Annotated in this window: 19 protein-coding genes and 1 tRNA gene; 16 read left to right on the forward strand and 4 right to left on the reverse strand. The window is 46.4% G+C overall.

The window, feature by feature from the left end; genetic code table 11:
- Positions 1-29: 29 nt before the first annotated feature.
- On the reverse strand, positions 30-605 hold the full coding sequence (ruvC, locus tag ACQY3M_RS05865) for a crossover junction endodeoxyribonuclease RuvC (protein WP_428066710.1): 576 nt from the start codon (positions 603-605) through the stop codon (positions 30-32).
- Positions 595-1,347, reverse strand: a complete 753-nt coding sequence (locus ACQY3M_RS05870) for a YebC/PmpR family DNA-binding transcriptional regulator (protein WP_428066712.1) — start codon at positions 1,345-1,347, stop codon at positions 595-597. The genes ruvC and ACQY3M_RS05870 overlap by 11 nt, the downstream gene beginning before the upstream one ends.
- A gap of 106 nt (positions 1,348-1,453) precedes the next feature.
- On the opposite strand from ACQY3M_RS05870, the gene ACQY3M_RS05875 reads away from it, so the two are divergent.
- The 16 genes from ACQY3M_RS05875 to crcB all read left to right on the forward strand — a co-directional run bounded on the left by ACQY3M_RS05875 (position 1,454) and on the right by crcB (position 17,097).
- A tRNA-Arg gene (locus ACQY3M_RS05875) sits at positions 1,454-1,526 on the forward strand.
- A gap of 30 nt (positions 1,527-1,556) precedes the next feature.
- Positions 1,557-2,192, forward strand: coding sequence for a CpXC domain-containing protein (locus ACQY3M_RS05880; RefSeq protein WP_428066713.1), 636 nt, complete (start codon positions 1,557-1,559; stop codon positions 2,190-2,192).
- 2 nt (positions 2,193-2,194) lie between these two features.
- Positions 2,195-3,292, forward strand: coding sequence for a hypothetical protein (locus ACQY3M_RS05885; RefSeq protein WP_428066715.1), 1,098 nt, complete (start codon positions 2,195-2,197; stop codon positions 3,290-3,292).
- 102 nt (positions 3,293-3,394) lie between these two features.
- Positions 3,395-4,030, forward strand: a complete 636-nt coding sequence (locus tag ACQY3M_RS05890; protein ID WP_428066716.1) for a site-2 protease family protein — start codon at positions 3,395-3,397, stop codon at positions 4,028-4,030.
- Positions 4,017-5,078 (forward strand): tryptophan--tRNA ligase, encoded by a 1,062-nt coding sequence (gene trpS, locus ACQY3M_RS05895; protein WP_428066717.1) that lies wholly within the window; start codon positions 4,017-4,019, stop codon positions 5,076-5,078. Before ACQY3M_RS05890 ends, trpS begins: the two co-directional genes overlap by 14 nt.
- Entirely contained in the window at positions 5,075-5,854 is a 780-nt protein-coding gene (locus tag ACQY3M_RS05900; RefSeq protein WP_428066718.1) for a segregation and condensation protein A, read from the forward strand. The genes trpS and ACQY3M_RS05900 overlap by 4 nt, the downstream gene beginning before the upstream one ends.
- Positions 5,855-5,859: 5 nt before the next feature.
- Complete coding sequence (gene scpB / locus ACQY3M_RS05905; RefSeq protein WP_428066720.1) at positions 5,860-6,894, forward strand: SMC-Scp complex subunit ScpB; 1,035 nt, start codon at positions 5,860-5,862, stop codon at positions 6,892-6,894.
- A gap of 24 nt (positions 6,895-6,918) precedes the next feature.
- Positions 6,919-8,373, forward strand: coding sequence for a glycogen synthase (locus ACQY3M_RS05910; RefSeq protein ID WP_428066722.1), 1,455 nt, complete (start codon positions 6,919-6,921; stop codon positions 8,371-8,373).
- Entirely contained in the window at positions 8,374-9,801 is a 1,428-nt protein-coding gene (locus ACQY3M_RS05915) for an alkaline phosphatase (protein ID WP_428066723.1), read from the forward strand.
- Positions 9,788-10,543, forward strand: a complete 756-nt coding sequence (locus ACQY3M_RS05920) for a permease-like cell division protein FtsX (RefSeq protein WP_428066725.1) — start codon at positions 9,788-9,790, stop codon at positions 10,541-10,543. Before ACQY3M_RS05915 ends, ACQY3M_RS05920 begins: the two co-directional genes overlap by 14 nt.
- On the forward strand, positions 10,528-11,676 hold the full coding sequence (locus tag ACQY3M_RS05925; protein ID WP_428066727.1) for a murein hydrolase activator EnvC family protein: 1,149 nt from the start codon (positions 10,528-10,530) through the stop codon (positions 11,674-11,676). The genes ACQY3M_RS05920 and ACQY3M_RS05925 overlap by 16 nt, the downstream gene beginning before the upstream one ends.
- A gap of 14 nt (positions 11,677-11,690) precedes the next feature.
- Positions 11,691-12,995, forward strand: coding sequence for a S41 family peptidase (locus ACQY3M_RS05930; RefSeq protein WP_428066728.1), 1,305 nt, complete (start codon positions 11,691-11,693; stop codon positions 12,993-12,995).
- A 17-nt stretch (positions 12,996-13,012) separates the two neighbouring features.
- Positions 13,013-14,020 (forward strand): tRNA (adenosine(37)-N6)-threonylcarbamoyltransferase complex transferase subunit TsaD, encoded by a 1,008-nt coding sequence (tsaD, locus tag ACQY3M_RS05935; protein WP_428066729.1) that lies wholly within the window; start codon positions 13,013-13,015, stop codon positions 14,018-14,020.
- Positions 14,017-15,225 carry an extracellular solute-binding protein gene (locus tag ACQY3M_RS05940; protein WP_428066731.1) on the forward strand — a complete coding sequence of 403 codons (1,209 nt, stop codon included), beginning with the start codon at positions 14,017-14,019 and terminating at the stop codon, positions 15,223-15,225. Before tsaD ends, ACQY3M_RS05940 begins: the two co-directional genes overlap by 4 nt.
- A 4-nt stretch (positions 15,226-15,229) precedes the next feature.
- Entirely contained in the window at positions 15,230-16,732 is a 1,503-nt protein-coding gene (locus ACQY3M_RS05945; RefSeq protein ID WP_428066732.1) for a sensor domain-containing diguanylate cyclase, read from the forward strand.
- Positions 16,729-17,097 carry a fluoride efflux transporter CrcB gene (gene crcB, locus ACQY3M_RS05950; RefSeq protein ID WP_428066733.1) on the forward strand — a complete coding sequence of 123 codons (369 nt, stop codon included), beginning with the start codon at positions 16,729-16,731 and terminating at the stop codon, positions 17,095-17,097. Before ACQY3M_RS05945 ends, crcB begins: the two co-directional genes overlap by 4 nt.
- Here the strand turns inward: crcB and ACQY3M_RS05955 are convergent, their stop codons facing one another.
- On the reverse strand, positions 17,098-18,264 hold the full coding sequence (locus tag ACQY3M_RS05955; RefSeq protein WP_428066734.1) for a protein-glutamine glutaminase family protein: 1,167 nt from the start codon (positions 18,262-18,264) through the stop codon (positions 17,098-17,100).
- 153 nt (positions 18,265-18,417) lie between these two features.
- The gene (locus ACQY3M_RS05960) at positions 18,418-18,801 is read right to left on the reverse strand and encodes an OsmC family protein (RefSeq protein WP_428066736.1); all 384 of its coding nucleotides are present in this window, start codon (positions 18,799-18,801) and stop codon (positions 18,418-18,420) included.
- Between the last annotated feature and the right edge of the window lie 5 nt (positions 18,802-18,806).

Below are 18,806 nucleotides of genomic sequence, written 5' to 3' on the forward strand. Positions count from 1 at the left end.
ACCCTATAAAAGCGCGGCTGGTTTGGAAATTATTTGGAGAGTTTCTTTTTGAAAGCGTTTAGCTGTTCTTTCTTCGCCTGCTTTATTTTTTCCAGGAATTTTTGCTGTTGCGCTATCTGCGCCATTAAGGGCGCGCATTTGATATGGCACAGCGCTATGGCGGCGGCGTCGGCGACGTCATCGGGCGAGAGCTGTTTTTGCAATTTAAGCGTCAGCTGGACCATGCGCTGCATTTGTTTTTTATCTGCGGAGCCGCTGCCGCTTATGGTTAGTTTAACCCGTTTTGGCGGATAGGCGGAAATGGTTAAGCCCGCCTGATGAAGAGCCAGCATAATTACGCCGCGGGTCTGTATGGTATGCGACATAGTTAAAGCTCTTTTAAGGAAGAACATTTCTTCCATGGCGGCTTGGTCTGGTTTGAACTCTTGCGCCACTTTTTTTATTTCTTCATAGATTTCGCAAAGCCTTTGGGGCAGAGGGGTATCCGCCGCGGTGTGGATAAGCCCGCAGGCCACTAAAGCGGGACCGGCCGCTCCGTTGTCTTGCACAACGGCCCAGCCGGTCCTGTCCAAACCGGGGTCTATGCCCAATGTTCTATTTGTCAAGCTGGGCTAAGATATCATCGGCGATATTGTAGTTGGAATAAACATTTTTGGTATCGTCGTGATCGTCCAGGGCTTCAATCATGCGTTCGATTTTGGAAGCCGTTTCCAAGTCGGTAATGGAAACCTCGTTGGAAGGTATCATCGTCAGTTCGGCCGATTCCAATTTTAAGCCTTTGGCTTCAAGGGCGGTTTTGACGGTGTCCAAGTCTTCCATCGCGGTGATGACTTCAAAACCGTCTGCTTCTGTTTTAATGTCTTCGGCGCCGGCTTCCAGGGCGATGTTCATAAGTTCTTCTTCCGTTGTGGCTTCTTTACCTATCAAGATTAAGCCTTTTTTTGCGAACATATAAGATACGCAGCCGCTGGTGCCGATGCTTCCGCCTTTATCGGAGAAGATTTTCCTTATTTCGGAGAAAGTCCTATTTTTATTGTCGGTCGTACATTCCACTATAACGGCTACCGAGCCCGGCCCATATCCTTCATAGGTGATTTCTTCGTATACGGTTCCCGGGAGCTGGCCCGTACCTTTCATAATAGCTCTTTTGACGTTATCTGCAGGCATATTTGCGGCTTTGGCGTCTTCGACGGCCTTTCTAAGCCTGGCATTGCTTCCCAAATCCGCTCCGCCGATTTTGGCGGCTATGGTAATTTCGCGGATAAGCTTGGTGAAGACCTTGCCTTTTTTTGCGTCTACCAATGCCTTTTTGTGTTTGATACCTGCCCAGTGTGAATGTCCACCCATAAAAATACTCCTCTTTAGAAAAGTTTATAAGCTAATTCTAGCAAATTTGGCGCGGTAAAATAAACGGCGGCTTATTTTACTTTCTTAAATGGTAAAATATGACGAAGCCCCGTTAGCTCAATTGGATAGAGTACCGGTCTTCGGAACCGAGGGTGTGGGTTCAAGTCCCGCACGGGGCATATCTGATTTTTGCGCTCTGGAAGGTGTATATGAAATCTATCAAAGGCGAGGGCAGCGTAAACTGCCCCAACGGATGCGAAGCGTTCGACGCGGAATATTGGACGCTGGTGCGCGGCGATAAAGACGGCGAACTTAAGGAAGCACTGATCGGAGGGGAGCTTAATTTGGTGTCCTGCCCCAGCTGCGGGGAGATGTTCTACCACGACAGGGATATAGTCTACTTCGATCCACCCAAAGAACTTTTGGTTTTCGTCTCGCCTAAAGCGGAGAAAGATAAATTTGACGAAGTCAAAAAGAAAATGCAGAAGGATTTTGAGTTTTTGCGCAAAAATCTTTCCGAAATGAACATAAGTTACAGCCCTTTTTACCTTGCCGGCTTGGAGGAGCTTAAAGCACTATTGGATTATGATGAGCACTGCGCCTGCCAAAGCGAAGTTATCGCGGCGCTCTCTGCCCAAAAGGGTTTTAAGCTGGCGGCATTGGCGCCTTCGCACGCGAGGGTGAAGGGATATCCCTTATATATTCCCGTAGCGCGGGATAAATACGACGCCGAAAACGTCAAGGAAGCGGCCCAGGCGGTCTTGGCTGAGAACCCCGCTCTGACTTTATTGGCGGCCCTGCTTAAGGATTTGCGGGAGGGCAAAGAGCTTCCGCCCAAAATATGAAAATGGAATATAAACTTATCTTGAAGGCTATCGGCTTGGAAGCTGAACGCGCAAAAGTTAAGGCTTGGGCCGTGGGCGGATTCGCGCGGGATAGGTTTATAGGCAAAACTACCAAAGACATAGATATTTGCGTGGAGGGGGACACTCACTCCCTTATAGACTTCTGTGTAAAGAAGTACGGAGCGGAAGCGAAATGTTTTAAGGCATTCGGCACGGCGCGCGTCAATTTGGCCTGCGGGCTTAAGCTGGATTTTGTACGCTGCCGCGCGGAGCTTTACCCTAAGCCCGCCGCTTTGCCTAAGGTTAGGCCCAGCGGGTTGAAAGACGATTTAATGCGCCGGGATTTTACTTGTAACGCTTTGGCGTTAAGCATAATGCCAGGCGAATTTCTTAAGGAATACGATTTGTTCAATTCCCGCGAGGCCATATCCAAAGGCTATATAGAAGTCCTGCACGATAAGAGTTTTGTAGATGACCCCACCCGCCTGTTCCGCGCGGTAAGGTTTTCGGCGCGCTTCGGCTGGCCTTTGGGGAAAAATACCGAAAGATTGTTTAGAGAAGCGGTGCGGGAAAAACGGGCAAGTTTATTATCCCGCCAGAGAATAGTTAACGAATTTGTCAAAATACTGAGGGAGAAATGCTCTTATAAAGCATTAAAGTTGGCCGATAAATACGGCCTTTTGGATTTTGTGTTCGGAAATTTAAAATACGGCTCTAAAATTGATACTCTTAGTACTTTTGAAGAAAAGATTGCCTTGCTTTCGCTTATGCAGGGCGAAAGGGGGGCGGATTTTGTATCTTCACTGTTGCTTCCCAAGGAAGGAACCGCTCTTTGTTTTGAAGTTCTTAAATGGCGGGAAGCTAAAGCGGCCCCGGCCAAAGCGCTAAGTGCGAAAGCCGTCAAAATAATCAAACTTTACAAACCCGCCGTAGAGCCATTTAAATTAAGACCGCTTTTGCTCAAGGCCGAAGATGCTTTGGCCCTGGGCTTTAAGGGCGGGGAAATAGGCTCGGCGCTTAAAAAACTGGCAAAAGCGCAATACCGAGGCAAAATTAAAAACAAAAGGGCGGCGGTTTCTTTCCTGAAAAATCTTAAATAATCGCTTCAAGTCGTACAGGATATTTACGCTTGGCCGTTTCTTATATACCATTCACGCGAATGATAGGCAATATCGGCTCCAAAATTAGTAGAATGGTCTTATATGGACTTTATTTTATATTTACCTGTATTGATATTTTCCGTAATAGCGCACGAGTTTGCGCATGGCTACGTCGCCTATCGCTGCGGCGACGATACCGCCTATTTGCTGGGGCGGCTTAATTTCAATCCACTGAAACATATAGATATGGTGGGCACTATAATAGTGCCTTTGGCGCTGTTTATGATAAACGCGCCGATGTTCGGCTGGGCCAAACCGGTGCCAGTAAATTATTTCAGGCTTAGGGGGGGACGGAAGGATATTGCCTTGGTGTCTTTGGCCGGCCCGATGACGAATATCGCCCTGATGCTGGCGGCGGCACTGCTGTTTAAATTACTGGCCGCGGCGGCGCCTTTTTCCGCGATAGCTCTTAAACTGCTGCTTTATACGGTAATAATCAATATGGTGCTGGCTATATTCAATTTGATACCGATTCCGCCTTTGGACGGCAGCAAAATAGTATCGTATTTTATGTCGCCCCAAACTGCGGCGCGTTATTTAAATTGGGATCGTTTCGGCTTTATCATATTGGCGGTTTTGATAGTTACGGGCGTATTCAGTAAGGTAATTACGCCTATTTTCAATGTGGCTTTAACTTTAATATTAAGTTTTATCGGAGTTCCTTATGGATCATACTAAAGAGAAGATTGTAGTTTCCGGGATGAGGCCCACCGGCAGATTGCATTTGGGCAATTATTTCGGTGCTTTAAGAAATTTTGTGGATTTGCAAAACAAATACAAATGCTATTTTTTCGTGGCGGATTTGCACGCTTTGACTACGGCTGCGGAAAATACCGACGATTTGGCGGCCAACAGCGAACAGATGATAATAGACTGGCTGGCGGCGGGCGTAGATCCCGAGAAATGCGCGATATTCATTCAGTCGCATGTTCCGCAGGTAAGCGAGCTGACCACGCTTTTGGGGATGATAACTCCGCTGGGCTGGCTTTTAAGAAATCCTACCTATAAGGAACAGCTTAATGAGCTTTTCCGCAAGAAATATGCTGGGCAGGAAGACAAAGTGGCGGCGGAAAAAATGGCGATGCTCAGCGAGGCGGAACTTTCGGAGATGTCCTCTTTCGGATTTTTGGGCTATCCAGTACTTATGGCGACGGATATACTTATCCATAAGGCTGCGTATGTACCCGTAGGGCAGGACCAGACGGCGCATATGGAAATAGCACGCGACATAGCAAGGCGTTTTAACGATATTTATTCCACCGATACGCTGTTTGAACCCAAGCCCTTGTTTACTTCGGTGCCGAAGGTGCCGGGTTTGGACGGACGGAAAATGTCCAAATCCTACGGCAACACGATAGATTTGGGCGAAGATCCCGCCGCGGTACGCAAGAAAGTTATGTCTATGTTTACCGATCCCAACAAACAAAGAGCCAACGACCCGGCCAATCCGGAAGGCTGTACGGTATACGCTTTCCATAAGATTTACAATCCCGACTACCAGAAACGATGTGAGGAGTGCAAGGCCGGCGCTTTGGGCTGTGTGGCGTGCAAGAAACATTTATTTGAACTTATGGAGAAGGAAATAACGGAATTTAACAAACGCAGAGCCTTCTACGAAAGCGATAAGGCTTTGTTAAACAAAATTTTGGAGCGCGGCGCTCAGCAGGCGCGCGAGAGCGCGGAGGCGACTTTAAAAGAAGTCAAGAAAGTGATGAAGCTGTTATGACAAACGAAAGCATCAGGATACACTTGGACGTATTTGAAGGCCCTATGGACCTTCTTTTACACCTTATCAAGAAAGACAATCTGGATATTTACGATATAAACATATCGGAGATAACCTCTCAGTATCTTGAGTATCTTGATATTATGAAACAGCTTAATTTGGAGCTCGCCGGCGAATTTTTGGTAATGGCCAGCACGCTTATGCAGATAAAGGCGCGGCAGCTTTTGCCTTCGCAGGTGCCGACTTCGGAGGAAGACGGGCCCGATCCCGCCAAAGAACTTATAGAAAAGATAGTGGAGTATCAAAAGTTCAAACAGGCGGCGGCGTATTTGCAGGGCAATTTCGAAAAGTATAAAGACAATTTTTACAAAAGCACTCCGGTATTTGACGGCGGCGAGAGAGTGTTAAACGTACAGCTTTTCGATTTATTGGCGGCGGTCCGGCGCGCTTTTGAGAATTTGGAAAGCCGGGAACACGCCGATTTATTGAAGATAGAGGAGTTCCCGATAGACAAGAAGATAGATAAAGTCTTGTATCTTCTTGAACGAAAGCCCTGGATATTGGTGGACGAGATATTTTTGGGCGAAACCAAGAAACGCGGCGTAATAACGTGTTTTATGGCGGTTTTGGAGCTTTTGAAAATAGGCAAGATACTGGCCAGGCAAGACGGTGAAGGCCTGGAAATACGCCTTTATATGAACCCCGAGAAACGCGGGGAAGATTATCACAAACTTATGCAGACGGACGAGAAAGAACCTGAGCAAGGAGCGCGGTAGAGCAAATGGAAGAGAAAGCCAATATTGCCGCAGAGGGCAAAGAGGAAGTTTTCAGCAGGGAAGATTATAAAAGGATAGTGGAAAATCTGCTTTTTATAACGGACCGTCCTTTAAGCGCGGCGAAACTTTCGCAAGTGGCGCAGATAAACAATATCCAGCTGACTAAGGACATAGTAAATGCATTGGCGCAGGAATACGCGCAAAGCGGACGCGCTATACAGATAGTGGAGCTTGGGGGCGGCTTTCAGATGTCGACCAAACCCGAATACGGGCGGTGGGTGCGTGCTTTATTTAACGAGAAAAGCTCCGACAAACTTTCGCCCGCGGCCTTGGAAACATTAGCCATAATCGCCTATAAACAACCCGTTACCAGAGCGGAGATAGAAGCTATAAGGGGTGTAGACATCGTCGGCCCGTTGGAAAAGATTATGGAACGCGGCCTGGTGCGCGTGGTGGGGCGCAAGGACGCGCCCGGCAAGCCGATGGTCTACGGCACCACGGACGAATTTTTAAGAGTATTTGGATTAAACCATATTTCGCAGCTGCCCGAACTTAAGACTTTTGAAAGCAAAGGCCCGCGGGAAATACAGAGCGATTTGCCTTTTGGCCCCAGTTTGCCGCAAGTCAAGGAGGCCATACTCCCGCTTGAAGAGGAGGCAGACATTTATACCAGGAATACGCCGGAAGGTTCCGACGCGGTGCAAGGTTTTGGGGGATTTGCGGATACGGAGCCTCAAGACATAACCGAGCCTAAGTACAATTTGCCCGAGCATCCGCAAGAGCAAAACGCCGAAGCGCAAGAGAGAGGGGATAGCTCTTCGGATAATGCCGAAAGCGTCGTAAATGCGGCGCAAAGCGAAACGGATTTGGATATCGCATCGGAGGATCAAACGGACTCGGCACCGGGCAGCTTGATATCTGGGCAGCCTTCGCAAGGCGTGGAAGAGAAGGAAGAAGACGTTCTGCCAGAAGAGGGTTTTAAGCAGGAAAGCGGTCTTGAAGAAGATATGCTTAAAGAAGGATTTGACGAATTAAAATAGAAGTATAAACTTGAGGAGAAATTTATGAATATAGTTTTAGCCGCTAGCGAAGCGTTTCCCTTTTGCAAAACGGGTGGACTGGCCGACGTGGTAGGCGCGCTGACGCAGGACTTTTCAAGAACGAGAGGCACCAAAGTGTTGTTATTTTTGCCGCGTTACAGAAATATTAAGAACGCCTCTTCTTTAAGGACGGTGCCGGGCGTATTTTATATACCGGTCGGCTCGCGTTTGGAGCCTGCGCAAATATCATATTTGAAATGGGGCAACGCTTTGGTGTTTTTTGTGGAGTCGAACAAATATTTCGACAGGCCGGAACTGTATTTCACCAAGCATGGCGATTACGCCGATAACGACGAAAGGTTTATGTTCTTTTCGCGCGCGGTGCTGGAGGCGTGCAAATTTATAGGCTTCAGGCCCGATATAATCCACGCGCACGACTGGCAGGCAGGCCTTTTGCCGGCTTATCTTAAGACGGTATACAAAACCGACGCCTTCTTTACCCGCACGCGCTGTATGTTTACGATACACAATATAGCGTATCAGGGTTATTTCGGGCGGGACAGTTTTGTCAAGGCGGGCTTTTTCGAGCCTGATTTCACGCCCGACAAATTTGAGTATTGGGGCGGGATAAGCTATCTAAAGACGGGAATAGTGTTTGCCGATAAAGTAAACACCGTCAGCCCCACTTACGCGCAGGAACTTTTGAGGGGACAAAACAGTTTCGGGCTTGAAGGCGTATTGAGGCACAAAGGCGCGGACTTTTTGGGCATAATCAACGGTATAGACGGCGAAGTGTGGGACCCGCAAACGGATACAATGATACCGATGGGTTACGATGACGAAAGTTTAAAAGGCAAAGCCTTATGCAAAGCCGAGCTGCAAAAACTTTGCGGCTTGCCGCAGAACCCGGATATCCCGCTGTGCGTTATGGTAAGCCGTTTGGCTTATCAAAAAGGCGTGGACCTTTTGCCCGATTTGATAAGGGCTATGGAAGGGAAAATGCAATTTATAATAGAGGGCAAGGGTGATCCCAACGCGGAGCATATATTGGGCGAACTCGCGGCCAGATACCCGTCCTCTTTCGCCTTTAGGGCTGTGGTAGACGAAATTTTGGCGCATAAGATATATGCGGGCGGGGATATGTTCTTGATGCCTTCAAGGTTTGAGCCTTGCGGTTTAAGCCAAATGATTTCCATGCGTTACGGGACTTTGCCGGTGGTATCCAAGGTAGGCGGCCTTGCCGATACGGTAAAAGGATATGAAGGCGATATGACGGCGGAACTTAAAACCGGCTTCTTTATAAACGAAATGAGTGTCAACGGTCTTATAAACGCCTTAAATATCGTACTGAGCGTATACTGCAAGAAAAGAGTATGGAAAGCAATGCTGGTCAACGCGATGGCGGAGGATTTCTCTTGGGAGAATTCCTCAAGGCAGTATATGAAATGCTTTAACGAGATACTTAGGAGGAGATTTTAAATGCGGAAAATATTTTCTCTGTTTATAGCTTTATTTTTGTTTTCTCCCGCTTTCGCGCAGGGCAAGAAAAACGTAATTTTTGTGGTAGCCGACGGCGGCGGGCCCGCGGCGATGGGGCTTTTATTGCAATACGCGCGCTATGCGCAGAACTCGCCTTATGCCGACAGGACCTCAAATATGGAGAAACTGTTTTCCGCCTCTAATCTGGGCATAGTGTTAAACGCGACTAAAGAAACGATAGTCAGCGATTCCGCCGCGGCGGGCACGCATATGGCAAAAGGCACGCTTACGTATCCGGAATATTTGGGTATGGGCGCAGACGGACAAATCGGCGAAAGCCTGATGAAAAAGGCGCAGAAGTTAGGTATGGCGACGGGCTTGGTTACCGACGTCTATTTAAGCGACGCTACGCCTGCGGCGTATGCCGCGGGTACGGACAGCCGCAGGAAATATGAGGAAATTTCGCTTTCTCTTCTTAACAGCGGCGCGGACGTCCTCTTGGGCGGCGGGCTTAACTATTTTATCTCCGATCAGGATTTGCAGGACGACAGATATTCCGGCATATTTAAAAAGGTGCCATACCGCAAAGATCTTGAACCGGCGTTACAAAACGGTTTGTTCCAGAAACTGATAACAAGCGGATATCCTTTGGTATTTGACAAGAAAGGCCTGAAAAAAGCAAAGAATAAAAAGCTAATAGGCTTATTTGGAGCCAGCGCGATACAATACAGCGTAAATCCGGCGGAATACGCCCCCAATCTTAAGGAAATGACTGAAAAAGCGATAGAAATACTTTCCAAAAACGAAAAAGGGTTCTTCCTTATGGTGGAAGCGGGCGCTTTGGACTGGATGCTGCACGATAATGACCAAGGCGCGGCTTTGGCCGAACTTTTGGAATTGGACGAAACTTTGGGCTACATAAAACAATGGGCGGACGACAATCCCGATACTATGGTAATAGTAACTGCTGACCACGATACGGGCGGCTTTGGCTTCCAATACAGGAAAGTTAAGGGAGAGGAATTGAATTTAAAGCAAGAACAAGGTTATCCCTTATACGATAAGAAGGATTATTCGGTCAAGAGCAATTTGGATATAATAGCCAAACAAACCAAAATGCAGCGCGATATGCGCGCTGAGTTTGAGGCTTTGGGCGAAAAGCGTCAAACGCCGAAGGCTATACAGGATTATCTTAAAGCGAATATGGGTTATGAACTGCCTTTAGACGTAATAGAGGATAAAGGCGATTTTGAGGATAGTTTAAAAGAAGTCAACAAGAGATTGGGCGTAGTGTGGAGTACGGGCAATCATACGGGCAGCCCGCTTTTCGTAAGTTTTTACGGATCGGGCGCGCCGGAGAAACCCGGGGTATTGCACAATACCGAGATAAACAAGATAATAGAAGGATTTTTATATGACGGAAAATAAAGCCGTATTCACTGGGCAAAGCAGGATAATGTTTATATTGCTGGCTTTTGCGCTTTTGGCGCAGGGCGCATTGTTTATGAGGAGCCAGGCTTATAATTCGTTTGATATGTTGATGAGCGATTTTAAAATAGCGGTTGTTCTTAACAATGCCAGCTCTTCGGAGACGGAAGATTTTACGAAGAAGCTAAACTCTCTTGAAGGCGTAAGCGAAGTCAGGTATTTAAACGCGAAAGAGGCTTTGGCTTTGCCCGGCGCATTGCCGGAGCAGAACGGCTTTGAGGTTTTTTTGCCCAAAGAGGATTTCCTGCCGGCTTTTTTTGAGATAAAGGCAAGCCAATCCGTAATGATGAATCCGGAGGCGTGGATAGCGGAGCATTTTTCTTCAATGGCGCAAGACGCTCAAGCCTATTATAAAGAGAGCCAAGCCCAAGCGGCGATATATTTGGGCGGGATAGTCAAATATATAAATATAGTATTGGGGCTGAGCGCGTTTTTCTTTTTGACGTTTTGTTTTTTTGTTGAGGCTTATTATATAAGAATAACATCGCTTTCCACGCGCATGGGCGGGGTGATATGCGGGATTTTTGCCTATGCTTTGGCTTTGGCGTTGAGTTATATATTGGCCTCCCCTTTAAAACTGGCGGGCGAGCAGGGTTTTATTTGGGATATTTGGGGTCAGGCGGGCTGTTTGGTGCTGACTCTTATGCTTGGGTGGACTTTGGCTAAATGGAAAAAGTTTTAATATCGTTTTTTGCTTTGTTTATGCTTATGGGTGCGCCCTTAAACGCGGCATCTAAGGAGGAGCTTGCCGCCATAGAGCGCCAAGCCAAGGAAAAGGAAGCGCAATTAAAAAAATATAAGGCCCGCGAAGCGGCTTTGTCAAAAGAACTCAAAGCGCTTACCCAAAAGCAAAAACAGACCGAACAGCTGGCCGTAAAAATCAGCAACGATATAGAAGGCATGCAGACAAAAAGCAGTTTAATGCGCCAGCATAGGGAAGTGGTGCAGAGCAATTTGCCGCTGTGGCAGAATATAATGAAGCAAGAATTTTCCAATTATGCGATTGAAAGAATACTCGGAGAGAAATATTATAATTCTTCCGAGCTTACCCGCGCCTTGGCGCTTTCTTCCACTTTAAAGACGCACGCGGTTTTCATGCAGAAACTTTCCGACGAGATTGAAAATACTCAAAAAGAGATAGAAGGCTACAAAGAGAAACAGGAAAATTTATTGGCGCGCCGCGATAAGCTGGAGGAAGAAAAAACCGCGATACAGGGCAACTACAATAAGAAGAAAGAGGACTTGCAGCAGGCGCACGCTTTGTATGAAAAAGCAAGTAAAGATTTGAAAGAGTTAAAAGCCTCGGCGGCGCAGCTTCAGAAGATACTTAAAGAGGCCGAGGCTCGGCGCAAAGCCGAACAGAAGAGAGCCGGCCAAAAGCAGACGGGTGCGGCGTTGAACATCGGGCGCAATTCTCTTCCGTGGCCGGTAAGTGGTAAAATAATAAGTAAGTTCGGCAAGGAATATCAGGCCCAGCTAAAAACCTGGATATTCCGCGACGGCATAAAGATAGCCGCAAATAAAGGCACGCCGATAGTGAGCGTGGCGGAAGGCAGCGTGATATTCGCGGGCGAATTCCGCTCGTACGGCAATGTGGTGATAGTGGATCACGGCGGCGGGTTCTTTACGATATACGGATTTTTAAGCGCGATCCGCGCCAGATTGGGCCAGCAGGTAAACAAGGGCCAAATAATAGGACTTTGCGGGACGGATACTCAAGGTTCGGCGATGGGCAGCGGGCAGAGCGCTTTGTATTTTGAGGTGCGCTCCGGCACTTCTGCTTCGGATCCGGAACTTTGGCTTGAAAAGAAATGAAAAAGGAAAAACTTATGAAAAAGAAAATAAATATATACGTAATTTTTATGATAGCCGCTTTTTTTATGGGGACGATGTTTCCGTTTGCCTATTCGGGCGTAGATACGGGGTTGGACCAACTTAAAATACTTGTAGAAGTCATGGGAAAGATACAGGATAACTATGTGGAAGAAAAGCAACCCAAAGATTTGGTAACTGGGGCTCTTTACGGTATGGTTTCGCAGTTGGACGAATTTTCGGAATACATCAGCGTGGAAGATATGAAAGCCATGCGCGAGGAAACGAAAGGAGAGTTCGGAGGTGTGGGTATGCGGCTGAACTCGTCCAAAGAGGGAGAGCTTACGGTAGTTACGCCGTTACCCGGGAGTCCCGCGTATAAAGCGGGCGTGGAGCCTGGCGACAAAGTGATAAAAATAGACGGCAAACTCGTTTCCGATATGACAAACAACGAGGCGGTTGCCGCGTTAAGGGGGGAAGTCGGCACCAAAGTTAAGGTGGAGATTGACCGCAAAGACGAAAATAGCGGTAAAACCGTTAAAAAGAAATTTACCTTAAAGAGGGATAAAATCGTGCCCGAAGTGGTTTTCTCCAAAATGTTGGGCGGCGATATCGGCTATATTTACGTTACAGATTTTTCGGGCCATACGATAGAAGGCTTCGAAAACGCGATGGAAAAGCTGCAAAAGGAGGGCATGAAAGCCCTGATAGTCGATTTACGCTTTAACCCCGGAGGTCTTTTGGACAGTGCCGTAGATATGGCGAAACTCTTTATCGGTGAAAATAAACTTATCGTATACACCAAAGGCAGGAAAGAAGAGTTCTTTAGAGAATATAAGAGCAATGCTCAGGCCAAATATCCCGATATCCCGATGGTATTGCTGGTAAATGAGGCTTCGGCTTCAGGCAGCGAGATTGTAGCGGGTGCGCTTCAGGATCATAAGAGGGCTTTGCTTATCGGGGCGCGCACTTTCGGCAAGGGAAGTGTGCAGCAGGTTATCAATCTTCCCGATACCTCGGGCTTAAGAATAACTGTGGCCAAATATTATACTCCGCTTGGCCGTATGATACATAAAAATTTTAAGGCCAAGAACGCTGACGAAACGGGCGGAATAGTGCCGGATATAGTAGTGGATTTTGACTTGCCTAAGGCTCGCACCGCGACTTTCTACACAACTAATTTAATCTATTCGCCATCAAAGAAGACCGTCAAAGCAGAAAAGGAAAACGCGGAAGATCCGGTATTGGAAAGAGCGGTGGAAATATTAAAGGCGCGCGATATTTTCTCCAACTTAAACGCTGCGTCGAAAAACGAAAAATAGCATAAGGCGGACAAAAGGTGAAAGACACTTATATTCTTGGCATAGAAAGTACCTGCGACGAAACTTCTTCGGCTCTTCTTAAAAATGGGCGGGAAGTTGTAAGCAATGTCATATACACGCAGATAGATATTCATAAGAAGTATGCTGGCGTAGTGCCGGAACTTGCAAGCCGCGCGCATGCCGCTAAAATAGCAAGCGTAATCAAGGCGGCATTGGGCGATATCGTGCCCGATTACATAGCTTTTGCCAACGGGCCCGGTTTGCCGGGGGGGCTTTTGGTTGGGCGCGTCGCGGCGGAAACTTTGGGTAATCTTTTTGAAAAGCCTGTAATAGGCGTAAATCATCTGGAGGGACATCTTTTGGCGTGCGAGTTTACGGGCGGGCCGGAGTTGGCTCCTCTTGAATTTCCGCTGATTTCCCTTATAGTATCAGGAGGGCACAGCGAATTGTGGCTTGTCAAGAATTACGGTGAATATAAAATTCTGGGCAAGACCAGGGACGATGCCGCGGGCGAGGCTTTCGACAAAGTCGCAAAGTTGCTGGGGCTGGGATATCCCGGCGGGCCGGAAGTGTCAAAGCAAGCCTTAAAGGGCGATAGAAACGCCGTAAAGTTTCCGCGCCCGATGATAGGCGGCGGATGCGAGTTTTCCTTCAGCGGAATAAAGACGGCGGTAAGCTATTATTTGCGCGATCATAAAGATATAAGCGTGCCCGATATTTGTGCCTCTTTTGAGCAGGCGGTGGCGGAAACATTAGTCAAGAAAGCCATAGATGCCGCCAAGCGTTATAAAGTAAAGAATATAGCGGTAGGCGGCGGCGTGGCGGCCAATGGCCTGCTTAGAGAGATTTTGACTAAAGAGGCGGAAAAACAAGGGATAAAGGCGCGCTTTGTGATGAAAGGCCTTTCTTCCGACAATGCCGCGATGATAGCTTTATGCGCGGCCAAGAAACTTGAGTACGGCAAAGATACGGGAAATATAAAAATAAACCCCAATATGGTTGTGAGGAGTTGGCCTAAGAAATGATCTTTTGGATGATGCCCGACAACAGTACGCTTACCCAGCGTATGATAGAGAAGTTTTTAACCGATTTTAAAAAACATAATCCGGGCCTTAGCATAAACATCAGGGTAATAAACAGGCGTACTTTGTGGACGAAGATGTTCACTTTGAAGCACGAGATCGGCCGCGCCGGCTGCCCTGATATTATCGCTTTTCCGCATTATTGGACAAATCTTCTTATCAAAGCCAATATACTGCAAAACCTTACCGAATTGGACAAACTGCTCAGAGTGGACAATTGTTTGGATCCGCTAAAACCGTTTTGCTATAAAAAAGATACGGGTGACATTTATTCCTATCCGTGGTGGATGGACATAACGGCGCTTCATTACAGGGAAGACCATTTAAAACTGATAACTTCAAAACCTGAGGAACTTCTTAATACGTGGCCGGGCTTTTTGGAGGCTTGCGCGCGGCTTAAAGAGTATTTTGGCGGGCAGGAAGACTATTATCCCGTGCAGAATAACGATTGGCGCGGATCCCTTTCTTACCGTTCGGCCTTGCCTTGTGTATGGGGGCGCGGCGCCGATATTTATAATGAGGACGGCTCAGTGTCGGGCTTGGGCACGGCGCAATTTTTGGCGGGTATTGAAGATTTTATAGAGTTGGCGGTAAAAGGATATATGCCTATACTTAGGGAACGCAGTTCCAACGGGGCTATATCGTGCGGCAAATCCAGCATGATGCTTACCAGGCGCCAAGGCATCACGATGTTTGAAGGTAAGGAAACGGATTTTAAAGTGCGGACTTTGCCAATACCAAAAACGGGCACGGAGCATATAAATTATATGAGCGGTGTAAATTTAGGCATAGTCAGGGGCAGTGTCAATATCCAGCCGGCTTTGGATCTGATAAAATGGCTGACCAGGCCGGAAAAACAGATAGAGTATGCCTCCATGACGGAGGTATTCCCCGCGCTTGAGGGCAGTTTTGAGAGTTTTCTTCTGGCTTCGCCTCAGCGTATACGCAATTACGCGCATATAATAGCGGGTGCGCGCACTATGCGAAACCACATAGCTTCCGGCACGGTAATGGAAGTTTTGGGCAATATAATGTCCAAGGCGGCCAGCGCGATAGTGATGAATCAGTATTCACCGGAAATATTGAAAAGCGAATTAAAAAAAGGCGACGAGGATGTGAATAATATCCTTCATCTTTATAACGAGTAGAGCCATGCAGAACAAAAGGAGTTTGCTTTTATATAATTTTTATCAGGGCCTGTCCGACAGATTTACCAATATAGACAGGCTTTTGCGCCACGCTTTGCCCGTTTTGGCGGATTATTTGTCCGCCGATAGGGTATTATTCTTCGATTGGAAGGAAGAAAAATCTATCATTTCCTTAAGAACGATGTGCCAAAAAGGAAAATGTTATGACTTGCAGGAAGACATCTTTGTGGACAGATATTCGCCCGAAGTGATAAAACTTCTGCAAGACGGTTATATGATGTCGCCCAGTTTGGATTATCCTGCGGTATACGTCTTGGTTCAATGGCGCAGCCCGCAGGGCAGTTTTGAGGCTTTGGCCAGCGGCCAAAGAGCAAGAAGCGCGTATGGCGTAATAAGGGTGGAGCGTTTTAAGGAAAACAAGCCTTTTACGCAGAACGAGATAGAATCTCTAATCGCTTTATGCCGGGAACTCTCGTCAAAGATAAATATGACGGAGATTGACCATTACAATACGTCCCAGCTGCAAAGGGCGCAGGCCTTAAACGATTTGGCAAAAGTATTCGCGACGTCCATTCGCTTAAGCGACAGTTTAATAGAAATTTTAAAAAGTATCCAAAAGAGCTTCTATTTCGACAGGACTTCCTTATATTTGGTCGACCCCAAAACGAATCAACTTCAGGAAGCTTACAGCGCGGATTTGTCTGGCGAGGTTAAACAAATTGACATAAGCGAGGCTTTATCCAAAAACTTTACTTCAGGCAGCGACGGTACGACAAATATCTGCCCCGCGGTAAGAAGTTCCGATATAGTTTTGACTCTGCCCCTGACTTTGCAGGGCAAGAATTTGGGGTGGATGGTGTTTGATAATATGCTCTCGCGCATGCCGATAGCGACGGAAGATATTTTAAGTTTAAAGCAATTTTCCGCTCAGATAGCTTTGGCGATAGACAATGCCCGTCTTTTTGAGAAAGTGCAGGAACTTTCCAATTACGACGAACTTACAAAATTGGCTCTGAGACGCTTTTTCAACGAGAACTTGGCGCAGGAGATATACCGCTCCAAACGTTTTAATCTTACGCTTTCGCTTATAATAATGGACATAGATTATTTTAAAACGATAAACGACACTTACGGCCATTTGTTGGGCGATGAGGCTTTAAAAGCGGTAAGCAGCGTAATATCTAGCAGTTTGAGGCAGACGGATTTGCCGTGCCGATACGGCGGCGACGAGATAGTTATAATGCTGCCCAGAACTACGGGCGAAGAAGCCAAGAATATAGCCAAGCGTCTTTCGGAAAAAGTTTCCGCCATAGAGCTTAACCCGAAATATACCGGGGGCGCGGATATAAAACTCTCGATAAGCCAAGGAATATCGGTGTTTCCCTACGACACGGACGATCAAAACGATTTAATTAAACGGGCAGACGAGGCCTTATACTATGTAAAACAGCACGGGCGCGGATTTTGGGCTTTGTACGGCGATATTAAAGAAGGAAAGATGAAATGATAAATATATTGGCGGTAGGCGCGGGCGGATTTTTGGGGGCGGTTTTGCGTTATGGCGTATCGACGGTTTTTGTATCAAGGCTGGGGCTGCACAATGCTTTTGCCACTTTTTCCGTAAATATTATAGGCTGCCTTATCATAGGTTTTTTGGCGGGGTTTGAATTTAAGAATATACAACCGATGAAATATTTTCTGATAGCCGGCCTTTTGGGCGGATTCACCACTTTTTCGGCGTTCAGTCTGGACGCTTTGCTTCTGTTTAAAGACGGCGAAACATTAAAGGCCCTAATGTATATAGCGGGGACTTTGGGATTGTGTTTGCTTTCCGTTTTCGCGGGTTTTGCCGCTTTCAAAATGATTAACTGACTATTTTCGTACCGGGTGCGGTTTATACGAAGATGGCAATTTATCCGTAGGCACAAAAGTCTTTTCCACCGTTTCTCTTCTTATAAAAGGGGTTATGGTAAAGAAAGTTTCCTTTTTGTCGAAAAAGGCCAGCCAATTCTCGTATGAAATGGGTTCTTCGCTAAGAAGAGTATCCACAACGGTAAAGCTGAGGGCATTTTCCTCTTCAAAGACCAATAATGTCGCCGCATGATAATCCCAAGCGGGGTATTTTTCGCCCTGCGGAGAGAAAAACACAGTCTTTCCTTTTGAGTTTTTCAACAATCCGTTTGAAGGCTTGGCATAAATTTCGTAAACTCTCAGCAATTTATACAGGGAATATCTGTTTTGCGTTGCGTTGCAAATATGTTTGCAGAATGAATACGAGCAAGCGGCACACTCTTGGCTGAGCGGTCTATAAGTGTAACTCTTTGCGGATGAGTACGAACCCCCGACCCTGGTGGCGTTATCGAGCATTTTTACCGGGTCGGTATGCTCGTATATTACTGACAAATCTTTGTTGTTTTTGTTATTGTCTGATATATATTTTTTTAACAGAAACTTTTTTGCCGAGGTCAGTTCCTGCCTGCTCAGCGCCGCTTGCCCGTAATTATAGGAGAAGGCTTTATTTCTGTTATAGGTATTGACGAGCATATTTATGTAGTCGGACTGCTGTTTTAATATTTTTGCGTCTTTGGAATTGTAGTTTAAAAATCTTTTTTGAAAGAAGAAAACAGCTATTTTAGCGTTAATGTCAGCCAGATTTTTGTAATAGAAATTTTTTATTTCCGCGCCGTTTTTGAAATCCGAACGGTATATGGGATCAAGCGCACCGGTATAGGATGTGTCAATCATAGGCTGAGGCAGGCTTAAACCTTTGGCGGCGTCTATTATATACATATTGTATATGTATTGTGCTACGGCTTTTTGTTTTTCTTCTTTATCTGTGAAAGAGAAGCTGGAAATTAAACCATCCCAAAAGGAGGGTTCCTTTTTTAATTGCGACGAAGGCATAAAACCTTGCGTAAAAAGCAGATACTTGTCGCCCGAAGGCGCAAGCGCGTCGGCCAAACTTTCCTTAAAATCGGCGGCATTCAAGGCCAAAGAAAAAACTAACGGCAATAAAGATAAGAAATATGTTTTTTTCATAATCGGCCTCCCTCAACTTAAATTATAATCAATCCTTTTTTATGGCACAAGGGTATAAAGGCCTATAATTATATAGGAAATTGGGGCAGTATTTTATTAAAACAAAATCCGGCTATGCCTTTTTAGACATAGCCGGATAAGGCGAATAAAAAGCTATTTTCTTACTATCTCAATAGTTCTTTGGGCTTTTAAATGTTTGCCTACTTTGCAGGCCGATACCGAGCCGATTAAAGAGGCTTCTCTCTCTTTGGGGAAGGTGTCCGGTACAAATATCTTTATCAAGGCTTTTTGCATATCGCCGTTAGCGTCAAGCTCCGGTATCAGCTCCATATGGAAATCTTCTCTGTTAAGGCCGAGTTTCTCCACAAAAAATAACAAATGATAAGCCGAACATGCCAAAAGAGACGATAACATCAAAACGAACGGATTGGGAGCCGTAGCATCGCCGCCGTTGTTTTTAGGCAGATCGACGTTTATAGTAAAGCCTTCGGCTTCCACATTGATTTTTTTATTTCCGGCAAATTTTGCAACAACCATAAATC

The organism is Candidatus Proelusimicrobium volucris (assembly GCF_959605025.1).
Taxonomy (GTDB): domain Bacteria; phylum Elusimicrobiota; class Elusimicrobia; order Elusimicrobiales; family Elusimicrobiaceae; genus Proelusimicrobium; species Proelusimicrobium volucris.